This is a genomic window from Clostridium sp. 001, from assembly GCF_019056555.1.
Classification (GTDB): Bacteria; Bacillota; Clostridia; order Clostridiales; family Clostridiaceae; genus Clostridium_B; species Clostridium_B ragsdalei.
On sequence record NZ_CP020473.1, the window covers coordinates 89,358 to 105,382 of the forward strand.

The 16,025-nt window shown below is 32.1% G+C and carries 13 protein-coding genes; 1 reads left to right on the plus strand and 12 read right to left on the minus strand.

The window, feature by feature from the left end:
• Positions 1-338 precede the first annotated feature (338 nt).
• Positions 339-1,679 carry an MFS transporter gene (locus tag B5S50_RS00475; protein ID WP_217302816.1) on the plus strand — a complete coding sequence of 447 codons (1,341 nt, stop codon included), beginning with the start codon at positions 339-341 and terminating at the stop codon, positions 1,677-1,679.
• A 127-nt stretch (positions 1,680-1,806) separates the two neighbouring features.
• Here B5S50_RS00475 and B5S50_RS00480 read toward each other — a convergent pair whose 3' ends face one another.
• The 12 genes from B5S50_RS00480 to mutS all read right to left on the minus strand — a co-directional run bounded on the left by B5S50_RS00480 (position 1,807) and on the right by mutS (position 16,023).
• Positions 1,807-2,265 carry a YbaK/EbsC family protein gene (locus B5S50_RS00480; RefSeq protein ID WP_217302817.1) on the minus strand — a complete coding sequence of 153 codons (459 nt, stop codon included), beginning with the start codon at positions 2,263-2,265 and terminating at the stop codon, positions 1,807-1,809.
• Positions 2,266-2,310: 45 nt separating this feature from the next.
• The gene (locus B5S50_RS00485; protein WP_217302818.1) at positions 2,311-3,699 is read right to left on the minus strand and encodes a transposase; all 1,389 of its coding nucleotides are present in this window, start codon (positions 3,697-3,699) and stop codon (positions 2,311-2,313) included.
• 227 nt (positions 3,700-3,926) lie between these two features.
• Positions 3,927-4,859, minus strand: a complete 933-nt coding sequence (locus B5S50_RS00490; RefSeq protein WP_217302819.1) for a DUF4829 domain-containing protein — start codon at positions 4,857-4,859, stop codon at positions 3,927-3,929.
• Between the two features lie 155 nt (positions 4,860-5,014).
• Complete coding sequence (locus tag B5S50_RS00495) at positions 5,015-5,251, minus strand: hypothetical protein (protein ID WP_254306654.1); 237 nt, start codon at positions 5,249-5,251, stop codon at positions 5,015-5,017.
• A 242-nt stretch (positions 5,252-5,493) separates the two neighbouring features.
• Positions 5,494-5,844 carry a GlpM family protein gene (locus B5S50_RS00500; RefSeq protein WP_217302821.1) on the minus strand — a complete coding sequence of 117 codons (351 nt, stop codon included), beginning with the start codon at positions 5,842-5,844 and terminating at the stop codon, positions 5,494-5,496.
• A gap of 176 nt (positions 5,845-6,020) precedes the next feature.
• Complete coding sequence (locus tag B5S50_RS00505; protein WP_065079194.1) at positions 6,021-6,434, minus strand: CGGC domain-containing protein; 414 nt, start codon at positions 6,432-6,434, stop codon at positions 6,021-6,023.
• Positions 6,435-6,660: 226 nt separating this feature from the next.
• Positions 6,661-8,682 carry an FAD-dependent oxidoreductase gene (locus tag B5S50_RS00510; RefSeq protein WP_217302822.1) on the minus strand — a complete coding sequence of 674 codons (2,022 nt, stop codon included), beginning with the start codon at positions 8,680-8,682 and terminating at the stop codon, positions 6,661-6,663.
• Between the two features lie 220 nt (positions 8,683-8,902).
• Positions 8,903-10,180: a methionine gamma-lyase family protein gene (locus B5S50_RS00515; RefSeq protein ID WP_217302823.1), complete on the minus strand. Its 1,278-nt coding sequence runs from the start codon at positions 10,178-10,180 to the stop codon at positions 8,903-8,905.
• A gap of 75 nt (positions 10,181-10,255) precedes the next feature.
• Positions 10,256-10,498, minus strand: coding sequence for an RNA chaperone Hfq (gene hfq / locus B5S50_RS00520; protein ID WP_127721345.1), 243 nt, complete (start codon positions 10,496-10,498; stop codon positions 10,256-10,258).
• A 49-nt stretch (positions 10,499-10,547) separates the two neighbouring features.
• The gene (gene miaA / locus B5S50_RS00525; protein WP_217302824.1) at positions 10,548-11,483 is read right to left on the minus strand and encodes a tRNA (adenosine(37)-N6)-dimethylallyltransferase MiaA; all 936 of its coding nucleotides are present in this window, start codon (positions 11,481-11,483) and stop codon (positions 10,548-10,550) included.
• Between the two features lie 8 nt (positions 11,484-11,491).
• A complete protein-coding gene (mutL, locus tag B5S50_RS00530; RefSeq protein ID WP_217303741.1) occupies positions 11,492-13,321 on the minus strand; it encodes a DNA mismatch repair endonuclease MutL in 1,830 nt (609 codons plus the stop codon).
• 26 nt (positions 13,322-13,347) lie between these two features.
• On the minus strand, positions 13,348-16,023 hold the full coding sequence (gene mutS, locus B5S50_RS00535; protein WP_217302825.1) for a DNA mismatch repair protein MutS: 2,676 nt from the start codon (positions 16,021-16,023) through the stop codon (positions 13,348-13,350).
• Positions 16,024-16,025: the final 2 nt, after the last annotated feature.

Here is a 16,025-nt window from a genome sequence, read left to right on the forward strand (position 1 = left end):
TCAATAATTTATAAATTCATTATACTAATTTGTGAAATTTAAATCCTTTGTTGAAAAATTCTAAGCAAGTAATGTTGGTGGGTACTGAAAGTTGTGCTATAAAAAGAATTAAAGTGTAATCTGCAAACTAAAATGTGGAAAAGCATTGAATTTACACATGTATATACATTATAATATAAATGTTGAAGTTATAAAATTTATATTATTAGAGGTGAGTATTTATGTAGGAAGTTATTATTGGCGTAAATATTCTGTAGTATTATACAAAAAATATAAGAAGTTAGTTATTTAAAAAGACTAAAAAATAAATAGCTCTTTAAGAAAGTGATGTGAATTAAATGAGTAGTATTTCGCGAAGAATTGAAAAATTGCCAGTTACGCCCATGCTTTGGACAGTGCTGTTTTTGTCAGGCATAGGATGGCTGTTTGATGCCATGGATCAAGGCATGATGGCTGGTGTAATGGCTTCAATTGGAAAGTCATGGAAGCTTACTCCTGCCGATTTAGGCTTACTCGGAAGTGCTTCAGCAGTGGGAATGGCTATTGGTGCCGCTGTAGCTGGAATGGTTGCTGACAAATATGGTAGAAGAACAGTTGTTACATTTACTCTTGTTCTATATGGATTAGCCAGTGCCGTATCCGGTATTTCTCCTAACTTTAGTATATTATTGTTGCTGCGATTTTTAACTGGATTAGGGCTAGGTGGAGAGCTGCCGGCAGCATCTACTTTGGTTAGTGAATTTTCACCTGCTAAATCCCGTGGTCGGATGGTTGTTTTGTTAGAAAGTTTCTGGGCTTGGGGATGGATTGCTGCAGCTTTAATTGCTTACCTTTTGATACCGATATATGGATGGCGTATTGGATTTTTCTTAGGAGGAATACCAGCACTGTATGCAGCCTATCTGAGAAGAAATATTCCAGAATCTCCTCGATACTTGGAACAGAAAGGACGTTTGGAAGAAGCAGATGGAATTGTACGTAAAATGGAACAACAGGCTGGAATAATTAATAATGAAATAGCTGTAACTGATTTGCCCAAAAATGAAAAAATGAGTAGTATCACTCTTGCTGATTTATGGTCCAAAGCTTATTTTAGGCGTACTATTGTGCTGTGGGTTCTATGGTTAGGTATTAATTTTGGATATTATGGGTTTGTTTTATGGACTCCAACCCTGCTTGTTGGCAAAGGGTTCAGCTTAGTAAAGGGGTTCCAATTTACGTTAATTATGAGCATTGCTCAGCTGCCTGGATATTACAGTGCAGCTTATCTAATAGAAAAGATTGGACGTAAAGTAGTTTTAGTGGTCTATCTAATAGGTACCTCTTTATCAGCATATTTATTTGGTCAAGCAACATCTGCAGCTACTGTACTTGCTTTTGGATGCCTACTCTACTTTTTCAGTCTAGGAGCTTGGGGTGCAGTATACGCTTATACACCGGAAGTTTATCCTACACGTGTTAGAGGCAGTGGAGCCGGTTGGGCAGCTGCAATTGGCCGAATTGGTGCCATCGCTGCTCCTTACATTGTTGGATTGGTATATGAAACTAAAGGTAAACAAGTTGGCTTCACTTATGTCTTTCTTATGCTAACTATAGTGTTCGCAGTAGTTGCAGTAGTAGTTGCTCTAGTTGGTATTGAAACTAAAGGTCGAGCCCTAGATGAAATCAATGTGTCTTAACTCTATCTTTTATTATGAAATCTCTTTTCATACTATTAGAGAAGCCCAAATCATAGATTTGGGCTTCTCTGCTTAACTGGTGGATAGTGATACATTTAAATATGTTTCCCTATATTAAAAATTAATACTATTTACATACATCAACCCATGTGCCAGAAGTTACGTTTGATAGTTCTTCTGGGGTAATTTTTACAGCAGAGTTACGTGAACCAGCAGCAGGATATACATATTCAAATTTTTTAAGTGATTCATCAAGATAAGTGTCCATTTGAGTTTTTAATCCAAATGGACAAACGCCTCCTACTGGATGCCCAGTAAATTCAAGTACTTCATCAGCACTTAGCATCCTGGCTTTTGTGTGAAAATAATCTTTAAATTTTCTATTGTCAATTCTTGCATCACCTTCTGATAATATAAGTATATTTCTATCTTTTAATTTAAAGGCCATAGTTTTAGCTATTAAAGCAGGCTCAACTCCAAGAGCGTTAGCTGCTAATTCAACGGTAGCAGTACTTTGACCCATTTCGATTATTTCAAGAGATAACTTGTTATCTTTGAAATACTGTTTTACACTTTCTAAACTCATCAAATCACTCCCTATTATGTATATTTATAAAATAATTATTAAAACTCAACTTTCGCAGGACAAAAAGACTAATTTCTCCTTGATATAACAAGGCAAAGCAGCAATAAAACTATCTATTATTGAGTCAATAACGTTCTTTGAAAGAAGAAGTTTTTCAGTTAATACACTTTTTAGAATATCTATAATAATATTCATTACTTCACAAAATTGGATATCTTGAAGTTCATCACAGCATTGATAAAAAAAACCACCAATAGTTCTAACGTCATTATTCTTACGGCTCTCTAAAGTAAGCATAATGTATCTGGTAAAAACTATAGAAGTATGTGAAACCATGGAATCATAAGAACGCCCCTGAAACTCTTTAGCAAGTTTTAGAAAAGACTTGTTCATTTTAAAGAAAACCTCTATATCCCAGCGTTTTCCGTAAATTCTTATTATCTCATTGTCATCTAAGGATATATTGGTAGAAATTAAAGCAAGCCATTTTCTACTTCTGTTTCTATCTCTTACAAATACAATTTTTGCTTTTACCTCATTACCATTTTTGTCAGAGCCAATACCTACAATAACAGAAGAAAGAATTTTTGCCTTACCACGCTTTTTTCTTAAATTAGCATAGAGATTTTTAAGGTTCAATAACTTACCGTTATAATTGTAGTAAACCCTTGGCATTGCTTTGACCATGGCAATAGTATTAAGTTTGAGTTCTAGAATCCGTATAAGAGTTTTTGGGTACGTAAACCAACTGTCAAAAAGAACGTACGATGCAGGAATAGCATATTTTGAAACTTGTTGAAGTAAACTAATCATAACCTCAGGTGACTTTAAAACAGCCTCCTTACGGAGCTTAGAACCATTGGTTCTTTTATCAATATTGTGGTTTTCAGGACAAAGTCTGTTTTTCTCCTTTTCGGAAGAAAGCAGAGTGAAAGCAAGAGGTAAAAAAGTATTGCCATCTGACCAACCAAGGGTGAGAAGGCGAAAGCCTTTAACATATTTATGTTCAACATGGTCATGAACTCTTGCAAGAAGTTCAACAGATTTGCTCCTGCACCTACTGTATAAAGAATCATCAATTACAAGTACATTAACTCTATCTTTTGAAGTAAGTGGTACGATAATATTTTTTATGATTAATGAAGAAAGTAAAAACAAAAACTTTCTCCAATTAAAGTTTGGTGAATTAAGAAATCTATATACAGTATCCTTTGAAAATTGATTATTTTTTCCAGACTCCAAGTTCCTAAATAAGTTTTTTCCAGTAAAAACAAGCATAAAAATATATTGAAATATTTTAATACATGGAAATCCTTTTTCTTTAGAAAAATTGCATTGCTTAAGTATATGTCCAATTTTGTTGTCTTTAAAAAATCTATTTATAGTAAAATTAAATTGTTTATCATTAGTATCATTTGATATAATAGTATTCATAAGAAACATTCCTTTCCTTGGTGTGGTGTTTTTTGCAATTCTATTATACCAAAAGGAATGTTTCTTTGCTTTATGTGTTTATTCTCAAGGCTTTCCCCTTAATTTTTATGTGCGAAAGTTGAGTTAAAATTAAGTATAAATAAGTGCCTAACTTTTTACAAGGTAAATATTGTATGAAAATATAATTTTTAATTTTTGCTTTTTTTCTAGGGCAACCATTTTACCACCTAGATATTACCCATGCCTTTAATTTTCCATCCATTTGCATATTTTTTCAACGTGACAAACGTACCATATTTACTATTATTACTATTAAACCAAGCAGTATCAACTGCCACTTCTGTTCTATTGCCAACATTTTTTATATCTAAGTGATTTTCAGAATCTTTAAGAATAAAGGATGTTGGCTTAATGTTTGCCGTACCTTCAACTATAGAGTTCATTTTAACGAACTTTAGATTATAAAGGAGATCCTCCCGAGCCTTTCCTTGATCTATTCCAAAGTTATCTGTAAGAGAATCAAGCATTACAGTTGGAGCTAAACACTCATAAGCTCTTGTCTTATCACCATCATTAATAGCTTTAAAATATGTTTTTACTACATCCACTGGATCAAGTGAAGCAATGTCTTTATTTTTCCCGAGTTCAGTAAACAAACCCTTTTTCTGAACCCAATCTTCAAAATCTAATCCTGTAATATCCTTTAAATAACGTTTCTTCACAGAAGGGCCAATTTCAAATTGATTAAAAGCTAACCAAGCACCAACTACCTTTTGATTATTAACCAATAATACTAGATTAGAAGGATATTTATTATATTTACTTAGATCTGAAGCATCAGGAAGTCCATCAACTAAAGAATATCTCCATACATCAACAGTTGTTCCTTTTAATAGTATCAAGTCGAGTCCTACATCTTTTGAAAACTCATTCGCTAGCTGCCAAAATAGTCCTATAGGATATTCACCTGGATTCACATTCCATGTCTTAGGAACATCAATTTTAAATTTATGTGGATTTTTTTGAACTTTTAAATCATAAAGTTCTATAAATGCTTGTGGAGTAAGGTCTGACTTAACAGCATTTGTACTTTTATCTGATTTACCACATCCAGATAGCAGCACCATACAAATTATTATGAATAAAAAAAATTTTTTCATAAACAACCTCTCTATTATTTATATAATTACAGCAAAATGTTTAGTTGCAATTGAATGCATCGGACATACATTTGAAAATGAATTGCATACTGGAATCAACATACAACATGTGGCTTTAGTTGTTAAATAATATAAGAAAATTAAGAATATAAACATTAACTATGAATAATTTTATTAGCTTTTTCTATTTCTTTGGATTCGATATATATCTCGTAGTATTCATTTCCACTTCTTCTTCCATTGTGTCTTATTATTTTAGTCTTTACTTTAATCCCATTGCTAATAAGTTTATATTTTATCATACAATATTCTTCTAACGTTGCAGCGAAAAAGACCATTTCCCAATTATTCCTCTTAAAATATTGAAAAAGCTTTTTTAACAAAAAAATCACTTCCTCTACTCTTATCTGGGATTTATTATATCCTCCATATGATTAGTATATCTAACTTATATGTATTCATCAATTAGATTATAGGTCAATTATTTATACTTAAATGTATGCTATTTCTATTAAACATTATTTTATTTCCATCGTATAGTAGCTATATGTATAAAAATAGACCACATTCTGGAATTAACATCCTGATGTGGCCTTATACTTAGTAAAGAATATGAAAAAAGGTGTATTAATAGTTATTGACCGATTTTAAATCTATTCCATAAAACAACAAGTATTACAGCAATAACAACCCAAGCTATTGAACCAATAATCAGAGAATACCCTAGTTTATAATGTTTGATACTAAAATATAGCGTTATTAAAAAGGCGAAGTATGGAATTAGAGAAAACATTCCAAAGATAATTGTATTTTCTAAAACGCTTGTACCTCTTTCCAAGCCAACAATATAATAAGCCATTATGCCAAACAATGGAAACAACGGAACTAATGCTGCTATATAATAATTCTTTGATTTTGATAAAACCTGAATAACAATTACAACTAACGCTCCTACTAAAGGCTTAATTATTAAACCTACATTCATAACTATAACTTTTACCTCCATTATAAAAAATAAACTACATTTATCTTTTAATAATTATAACATTTTAACAGATTATTTGTAATTTTGAGATCATGCGAGCAATATTCTTGAAATCTTTTTTAGTCTTTCATCTTTTGAGAGGGCAAACTACGCAGTTATTAGTATTAAAGCTGATTCTAATCATAACAGTTATATATACCTTCTTCTCTTTTCATTCTTGCATTATTACTTATATAAGATCCCTCTACTACATCTTTATAACCTTTCTTTATAACTATACTCTTAATATAGTCTACATGTGGACATCTATCAGAATGATGACTATCATGTACCATGCAAGATGCTAAATGAACTACAACTTCATTTTTGCTAATATCAGTTTTTTTATTTAATTTCTTAGAGAATTGCTCTAATTTAGCTGCAACTCCTTTTCCACTACATCCACCACAAGTAAAAGAAATATATCTTGTGGCATCATCATAATCTTCAAAAACTTCATCCTTATTATAAAAAGCATTTGTGCATGCAAATCCACTGCACCTTCTTTGTGCAATATCACATTGAATGATAACAACATATTTAGTATTCATACTTATTCCCCCTTTTTCTTTTAATTATAATTCTAACCTGGTATAATAAAAAGTGTCAGTTTTAACATATCTTATGGTATCAGTTATTGGAGGGCATAAAAAGGCACTGAATATTATTTCTCATTAAAAAGGTCATAATGGAATAATATTCAGTGCTTTTTAACATTCTTATTCTCGGATAAGAATTATATTATTTAATTAATACTTATTACAAGATAATTTAACACTAGATATGAAGAGCAGCTTGGAACGCCTGGTTAACAGCTGTACCGATTGTACCAACTTTCTGACAGTCACCAACTATATAAACATTGGTTTCAGGAGCACAGTGGCGAAGTTTTTCTACAGTATCTGTTCTTGGACGCATTCCCATAGCAAGCAGTACCGTATCTGCTTCATACATAACAGTTTTTCCAGTTTCAATATTATCACAGATAACTTCAGTATCACAAATTTCTTTAAGGCGATTTAAGTATTTTACAGGAATACCTTTGTCTTTAAGTATAGTCTGAAATTCCTTAGCACTTGTGCCTGAACTTTTTATCAGCTTGGAAAAGCTCTTTTTTTGATCTTCCATTTCGATAACGATTACATCTTTTCCTTCATCATGGAATTCAATTGCAGCTTCGATACCAACGGCACCGGCACCTACAATAACGATTTTATCTCCAACAAGACTTTTGTCAGATTCAGCATCGATGACCCAGTGTACATGCTTTTTATTAATTCCCGGAATACTCAAAGGAATGATAGGATCCGAACCAACTGCAATTATAATTGCATCATAATTCTGAGCATCAAGCATATCCTGTGTTGCATCTGTATTAAATAAAATTTTTGCACCTGCAGCTTGACACTGTGCAGCTGTGTGCTTAAGCCATTTCAAATAATCCTGGCAATCAATTTTAAATGGAGGAAGTGCAGCTCCTTGTACATTACCACCAAGTGAACCTGATTTTTCATAAAGAGTTACATTGTGTCCACGGTCAAGTAATGTCTGCATTGCCTGGATTCCACCAGGGCCTCCTCCTATTATAGCAACTTTCTTCTTAACAGGCGCCTTTGGAACAACACCATCTCTAAGTTCACTTGTCATTCCTGAAATAGGGTTAACAGCACAATAGATTGGTTTCGGAATAAAAAGATGTTTTGTACAAGTATCACAGCGTAAACATGGACGCCTGTCTTCAGGGCGGTTTTCAGCATACTTTCTAGGCATATCAGGATCTGCCATAAGTGGACGACACATAGCAACGAAATCAGCCCATCCATTAGCAATAATTTTTTCAGCATCTTCAATACTTGTAATAGAACCTACTGTAGTTACAAGGAGATCAGGATAAGCCTTCTTTACATCCCGTGCAAAATGAACATTAAAGCAGCGATCCATCATATAGTTTTGGCACCAATTACAGTAATATTTCATATTGAAGTCACTGTGAAGTCCAGCAGAAACGTGAAGAATATCAATATGATCCTTTAATAATCCGATAAGTTCAAGTGTTTCTTTAAAATGCATACCTTCTTCTGCAATTTCATCACCAGAAATACGAAATTCTATTACGAAGTCCTCGCCAACTTTTCTGCGGATAGCATCACATACTTCAATAGCAAAACGTGCCCTGTTCTCAATTGAACCGCCATATTCATCTGTTCTATGATTATAAAGCGGGCTAGTAAACTGTGAAATAAGGTTACCATGTCCACCATGGACAAGACAAATATCCATTCCTGCTCTTTTCATACGCGCAGCAGCATTGGCGTATTTCTCAACAGTTTGTACAATTTTTTCATGTGTCATTTCAATTGCAGGTATAGGCTCTCTTCCAAGTGCTGCAGAACGTGTAGCTTCACTTGAAGAAATATTTGGTGATGAACTGTAAGGAGCGTGGCCTACAGTTTCAAAAGCCGTATTTTCACCATTGTGATTAATCTCCAAAGAAGCATGGCAACCGTACTGTTTGCCCATATCAGCATATAATGTTAACGGAAAAATGCATCTATCATCCTTAAGATCAAGCTGAAAAGCTTCATCTTTAGATTCTGTAATATCAATAGAACAGTTTCCAACATACAATGTGCATACCCCACCACGTGCAAACATACGGAACCAGTCTACAAATTCCGGTGTAACTAGGCCATTAGTACTGGCAAGATTAGGAGACGGTGGTGCAAGAACGATACGGTTTTTAAAATCTATTCCTCTTATTTTAATAGGTGAGAATACATGTTCAAATTTTGATCTCATTTCATTCATCCTTTCTGTTTTAAACTTTTGCATTTCATGTTTTTACATGGTATCAATATTTAACCAACTATATTTTAATAATAATCTAATTCATTTTAAGTTTAAAGACACATTATGAATAGATTTTATATGTCATAATGTACACTATGCACACTAAAAAAAGTATTTAACACATAAAATAGTGAATTTTATGTGTTAAATACTTATATTATACGAATTTCTACAATATGTTTGATAAAGCTATCAATATTCCAATCTTAGCATGGTCAAAAGTAAGCCCGCCTTGCAGATAACCTATATAGGGCTCTCTTATAGGTGCATCTGCAGACAACTCTATAGAAGCTCCCTGTATGAAAGCTCCCGCAGCCATTATGACCTGATCTGAATATCCAGGCATATCCCAAGGTTCACACTGGGCAAAAGAATCTACAGGAGATCCCTTTTGAATTCCACGGCAGAAATTTATAAGCTTTTCCTTGTCGTTAAACTTAATAGACTGTATTATATCGCTTCTTTTATCCGTATATTTAGGCAGTACTTCAAATCCTGAAAGTTCCATTATTCTAGAACAGAATATAGCTCCCTTTAGTGCTTCTATGGCAACATGAGGTGCAAAAAATAATCCTTCATATAAAAGTCTCATAACTCCAAAAGTAGAACCACATTCTCCACCTATTCCAGGTACAGTTAGCCTATAAGAAGCTTTTGTAACACAGTCTTTTTTTCCTGCTATATATCCACCAGTTGGGGCTATTCCACCACCTATGTTTTTTATAAGTGAACCTGCTACTAAATCAGCTCCTACATCTGTAGGCTCTATGGTATCTATGAATTCACCATAACAATTGTCTACAAAGCATATTACATTAGGATTTATACCTTTAACGAAATCTATAATTTCCTTGATTTCAGATATAAGAAGAGATTTTCTCCAGCCATAACCTGTAGATCTCTGTATATGTACCAATTTTATTGTGTGATTATTTTCAAGATGTTTTTTTATGTCCTCAAAATTTATCTTGTTATCATCAGTTAAATTTACCTGTTCATAATTTACTCCATATTCTTTAAGAGAACCTGAACCCTTGTTTTCTATGCCAATTACTTCATGGAGGGTGTCATAGGGATCACCGCATACTGAAAGCATAGTATCTCCGGGACGTAAGTTTCCGAAAAGTGCACAGCCAAGAGCATGAGTTCCATTTACAAAATGAGGCCTTACAAGGGCACTCTCTGAATTGAATATTCTAGCATAGACTTTGTCCAATGAGTCTCTACCTATGTCTCCATATCCATATCCAGATGAATTTGTGAAATGAGATTCACTTATTCCCTCTTCTTGCAGTGCATTTAAAACTTTTAATTGATTGAATTCCCTTATTTCATCGTAGTATTGAAATTGGTCTTTCACATCATTTAAAGCTCTTTCATATAAATCAATTACTTTGTCGCTTATTTTATATTTATCTTTAAGTACTTTTTTTGTTATATTTAGCAAAAATATTACCTCCTAAATGTATGTACTAAATGTCATATTAACATATAGAAAAGGAATAGACAAATGTCCATTCCCTTATATCTCGTTTCCCGAAAAATTATTAAATAAAATGGTCTTTATAGGTGTCATAGTTGAAATCGCATGTTTATATACCATCATTTGTTTTCCATCACAATCCATTATAACAGTAAAGTTGTCAAAACCCTTTACATTCCCTTTAATTTGAAATCCATTTGTTAAGTATATAGTAACTGGAATTTTATTTTTCCTTGCCCCATTTAAAAATATGTCCTGTAAGTTATTAGCTGTTTTACTCATAGTTCTCACCCTCCGTAACTTTTATTTATATTCATACAATATAATGAATTTAAATTTTCATTATATTAAAGACGTGTATTATATGTTCTACAATGTCTTCGTCACAACTAAAATTATCCTTGTTTATCCAAATTACTCTTTTATCTTTTCTAAACCAGGTTAGCTGCCTTTTGGCATAATTTCGGCTTCCCTTTTTTACTAAATAAATAGCTTCATCTAAGGTAGAATTTCCATTTAAATAATCTAAAATTTCTTTATAGCCTATACCCTTCATGGATTGAATATCAGGAGTATATCCCATGGATTTTAACCTTTTAACTTCATCTATAAGGCCATTTTTCATCATTAAATCTACCCTCTTATTTATTCTATCATATAATTTAGCCCGATCCATAGTGAGTACAAAATAATATATGTTATAAGGTATGTCATATAAATTAGTATTTGCATTGTACTCACTTATAGTTTTTCCTGTGAGTTTATACACTTCCAGGGCACGTATAACTCTTTTTAAGTCATTTGGATATAATCTTTTGTAAGAATCTATGTCTACCTCTTTCAAAAGGGAATGTACGTATTCCTTCCCTTTTTCTTCTGCTAAATTTTCCAGGTGTTTTCTATAACTTTTGTCTGTTTTTGCATCTGTAAAATTGTAATTTAAAATGAGAGAATTTATATAAAGTCCAGTACCACCTACTACCATAGGAAGTTTATCTTTTTTACATATTTCATCTATTGCATTTTCAGCTAAAGCTTTGTACTCAGATACGTTGAAGTTCTTATCTGGTTCAATAAAATCTATTAAGTGATGGGTAATCCCCTGCATTTCATCTTCTGTAACTTTAGCAGAACCTATATCCATATATTTGTATATTTGCATGGAATCTGCAGATATTATTTCGCCCTTTAATTTTTTAGCAAGTTCTATAGATATATGGGTTTTCCCAACTGCAGTTGGTCCCGAAAGTATAAATAAGTTTTTCATTTTTCTCCTCATTGTATCCTTTTGAATTTTTTCTCCAGGTCATTTAATGTAAGTTTTATTATAGTAGGTCTTCCGTGGGGGCAGTTAAATGGGTCATCTATAAAGCGCAGCTCTTCAATTAAATGATTCATCTCTATTTCTGAAATACTAGCATTTGCCTTTATGGCAGCTTTACAGGCAAGGGTTGCAAGTGAAAGATATTTAACTTCCCAGGTATTGCCTGATCCCATGTTTTTTAAATTATCTAATATATCCATAAATAAATTTTTCATATCAGGTTTTCCAAGTATCATAGGTACTTCTCTTATACTTATTGTATTATTTCCAAATAATTCTACATTAAAACCAGTTTTTTTAAATAAATCTCTATTTTCTATAAAACAATTATAATCTTTAATTGTAAGTTCCATTACTACAGGAGTTATTAAAACTTGAGATAATACCATTCCCTTTTGTATACTCTTTTTATATTTTTCAAAGAGAATTTTTTCGTGAGCTGCATGCTGGTCTATCATGTAAAGATTACTGTTATCTTCTGCTATTATATAAGTACTATGAAATTGTCCTATTATTCTAAGGGGTGGAAATTTAGCGGTTCTAGCTTCTTCTAGTTCATTTTTAGATACTGCATTTTCCTTAGCAGTAAAAGATGTCCTAGGCTCTTTTATAAATTCATTTCTATTTGAACTTTCTTTACTTCCTTTAAATAAACCAGACTCATTTTTTTCTATATAAATCCCCTCATTTGGAGATTTCAAATCTATTGGTATTTGAACTTCCTTAATTTCAGGTTCAGATTTTTTGGGTTTTAAATCATCTTCTTTTAAATCAATGGTAAAGGAATCCTTTAAGCTTTCCCTTAAAGCCTCATGAATTGCATCAAATACAAATTTAAATACCATTCTGGAGTCACTGAATTTAACTTCCCATTTGGCTGGATGCACATTTACATCTACAAATTCAGGAAATATATCTATGAACAATATAAAAAAAGGAAATTTATTTATCGTTAAGAATGATTTAAAAGCCTGCTCTGCAGCGGAAGTTATGGATTTATTTTTAACATACCTCTTATTTATGAATATACTTTGGTTATTTCTGCTTCCTCTACTTATTTCGGAGTTACCTATGTATCCACAAATTGAGATAATATCGCTGTGCTTTTCCACAGGAATTATGTTTTCATATATATTTTTTCCATATACGCATCGTATAACATCCATCGCTTTTCCTGTACCATAAGTTGTCAGAGCCTTTTTCCCATTTTTAAAAAATTTAAAGGATATATCCGGATTGGCAAGAGAAAGTCTTGTTACTATGTCCGATATACCTGCAGCTTCTCTACTTGGGGATTTTAAGAATTTTTTTCTGGCAGGTACATTGAAAAACAAATCCTCTACTAAAATTGTAGTCCCTTTGTTACAGCCAATTTCTTGAGTTTCCTTTAAGATTCCACCACTTATAATTATTTCATTTCCCACATCAAAGCCTTCTGCTTTACTTTTAAGTATGGTGTTTGATACGGAAGCTATACTGCATAGAGCCTCTCCACGAAATCCTAAAGTACTTATTTTATCTAAATCCTCTACGGTACTTATTTTGCTTGTGGCATGAGGCATAAAGGCTTTTTTTATATCCAAAGGGTGTATTCCCCATCCATCATCTATTATTTTTATGGATTTTTCTCCACCTTCTTCTATTTCTATAGTTATGTTCTTAGCTCCAGAGTCTATGCTGTTTTCAAGAAGTTCTTTTATTACAGATGAAGGGCCTTCAACTACTTCTCCAGCGGCAATTTTATTTGAAGTATTTTCATCAAGTAAATTTATTCTTTTCACCATACATCATTCCTTATGACTAAGTTTTATCTTATGGACTTTGCTCTTCTTATTATATCATAAAGTTTATTAAATCCGTCCATAGGAGTCATGTTTAGTATATCTATATCTGTAATATCTTTTACTAAATTTGTCTTCTCTATATCTGAAAAGCCCAATTGTCTGGTTGATTCAAGTATAGGAGCTTTTTCTATAATTATATCTTCATTTTTAAGAGGTGCTTTTTTCTCATTTATTGAATACTCTGAATCTAATGCAATTTCAGAATCAGCACGTTTATTTTCTTTTAGCTTTTTACTTTCAAGGCTATTTAATATTTCTCCTGCTCTTTTTAAAACTTCTTCTGGAAGTCCTGCAAGCTTTGCAACTTCTATGCCGTAGGATTGGTCGGCTCCTCCTCTTATAATTTTTCTCAAAAAAACTATATTATCCTCCATTTCTTTAACGGATACACAGTAATTTTTGACTCCATCTATCTTACCTTCTAATTTAGTTAGTTCATGATAATGGGTTGCAAATAAGGTTTTACATTTTAGTTTGCTGTTTTTACATATATATTCTATTACTGACCAGGCTATGCTAAGGCCGTCGTAAGTACTTGTTCCACGTCCTACTTCATCCAGTAAAATCAAACTTTTGTTAGTTGCATTTTTAAGTATATTGGAAACCTCCCACATTTCCACCATAAAGGTACTCTTTCCTGATGCCAGGTCATCTGATGCACCTATCCTTGTAAATATCTTATCACAAACAGATATAGAAGCATTTTTTGCCGGTACAAAGCTACCAATTTGGGCCATTATAACGATCAAAGCTATCTGCCTCATGTAGGTAGATTTGCCTGCCATATTAGGCCCTGTTATTAAAAGAAGTTGATTTTTACCAGTATCTATGTTTATATCGTTTGATATAAATTCTCCAGAGTCAATCATCTTTTCTACTACAGGATGTCTACCTTCTTCTATAATTATGTTATCTGAATTTGTTATTTCAGGTTTACAATAATTATTTTCTATAGCAACTCTTGCAAGGGAGCTTAAGCAATCTACTTCTGAAATTATTTTAGCGGATTTTTGCATTCTGTCTACTTCATTTTCTATTTTATCTCTTACTTCTATAAAGACACTATATTCTAGATTTATAAGCTTTTCCTCTGCGCCTAATATTTTATCTTCCATTTCTTTCAATTCAGGAGTTATGTATCTTTCTGCATTTGTAAGAGTTTGTTTTCTTATATATCTACCTTCTGGTACAAGATTTAAATTACTTTTAGTAACCTCAATATAATAACCAAATACTTTATTATATCCTATTTTAAGAGATTTTATTTTAGTAACGTCCCTTTCTGAATTCTCAAGAGAAGCTATCCATTCTTTACCATGAGCCTTTATTTCTTTAAGTTCATCTATATCACTGTTATATCCTTTTTTTATAATGTTACCTTCTTTTAAAGAGATTGCAGGATTATCTAATATAGATTTATCTAAAAGTGCATAAATGTCTTTTAGTTCATCTAAGTTTTCATACATGTCTTTCAATAATTTTGTGTGAAAGTTTGAAAGTATAGATTTTACTTCAGGTATTTTTTCTATAGAATTTTTTAAAAAATTTAACTCTTTTGCATTTACACTTTTAGAAGAGATTTTCCCAACTAATCTCTCAATATCATATATGTTTTTTAAAGCTTCTTTTAAATCTTCATGGTAGGATATATTATTTAAAATTTCTTCTACAGAGTCCAGTCTTTCTTCTATCTTAATTTTATTTATAAGGGGCTGTTCCAACCATCTTCTAAGCTGTCTTCCTCCCATAGATGTATTTGTTTTATCTATAACCCAAAGGAGAGATCCCTTTTTACTATTTTCTCTTAAGCTTTCTGTAATTTCTAAATTTCTTCTGGAATTCCCATCTATAGTAAGGTAGTCTACTATATTGTAATAGGAAAATTTATTTATATGAGATAGATCATTCTTTTGAGTTTCCCTTATATATTTTAGTAGGGAGCCACAGCATTTTATAATTTCATTACTATAATCTTCTCCTGCAAAATTTTCAAACTGATCCTCTAACATATTTTTAGTTTCGTCTGCAAAATAGCTTTCATCTAATTTAGTGAATGAACCATTAAAAATATCTTTCATTTTATTCAATATATCGATACTTATGATATTTTGAATTACTAGTTCACTTGGAGAGTATTTTGATATTTCATCTAAAATTGTAGATAAATTAAAAGGAGTGTCCGTACAATTGAACTCTCCAGTAGACACATCTGCAAAACACAGTGCAGAAATATTTGTCTGGGTATCTATGTACAAACACGCTATATAATTATTTTTATTTTCTTCTAAAAAAGTAGAGTCCGTGTAAGTCCCAGGAGTTACAACCTTGATTATTCCCCTTTTAACTATACCTTTTGCTAGAGCGGGATCTTCTAGCTGCTCACATATAGCTATTTTGTATCCCTTGTTTATAAGTCTTCCTATATACGAATTTGCAGCATGATAGGGTATTCCACACATAGGAGCCCTTTCTTTTAAACCACAGTCTCTACCTGTAAGTACTAATTCTAGTTCTCTAGATGCTATTTTTGCATCTTCAAAAAACATTTCATAAAAATCACCTAATCTAAAAAACAGTATACAGTCTTTATAACTTTCTTTTACTTCCATATACTGCTGCATCATTGGAGTTAATGCCACTT

Coding starts and splice junctions, on each gene's coding strand:
- B5S50_RS00475 (WP_217302816.1), top strand. CDS start 339: ATGAGTAGTATTTCGCGAAGAATTGAAAAATTGCCAGTTACGCCCATG.
- B5S50_RS00480 (WP_217302817.1), bottom strand. CDS start 2,265: ATGAGTTTAGAAAGTGTAAAACAGTATTTCAAAGATAACAAGTTATCT.
- B5S50_RS00485 (WP_217302818.1), bottom strand. CDS start 3,699: ATGAATACTATTATATCAAATGATACTAATGATAAACAATTTAATTTT.
- B5S50_RS00490 (WP_217302819.1), bottom strand. CDS start 4,859: ATGAAAAAATTTTTTTTATTCATAATAATTTGTATGGTGCTGCTATCT.
- B5S50_RS00500 (WP_217302821.1), bottom strand. CDS start 5,844: ATGAATGTAGGTTTAATAATTAAGCCTTTAGTAGGAGCGTTAGTTGTA.
- B5S50_RS00505 (WP_065079194.1), bottom strand. CDS start 6,434: ATGAATACTAAATATGTTGTTATCATTCAATGTGATATTGCACAAAGA.
- B5S50_RS00510 (WP_217302822.1), bottom strand. CDS start 8,682: ATGAGATCAAAATTTGAACATGTATTCTCACCTATTAAAATAAGAGGA.
- hfq (WP_127721345.1), bottom strand. CDS start 10,498: ATGAGTAAAACAGCTAATAACTTACAGGACATATTTTTAAATGGGGCA.
- miaA (WP_217302824.1), bottom strand. CDS start 11,483: ATGAAAAACTTATTTATACTTTCGGGACCAACTGCAGTTGGGAAAACC.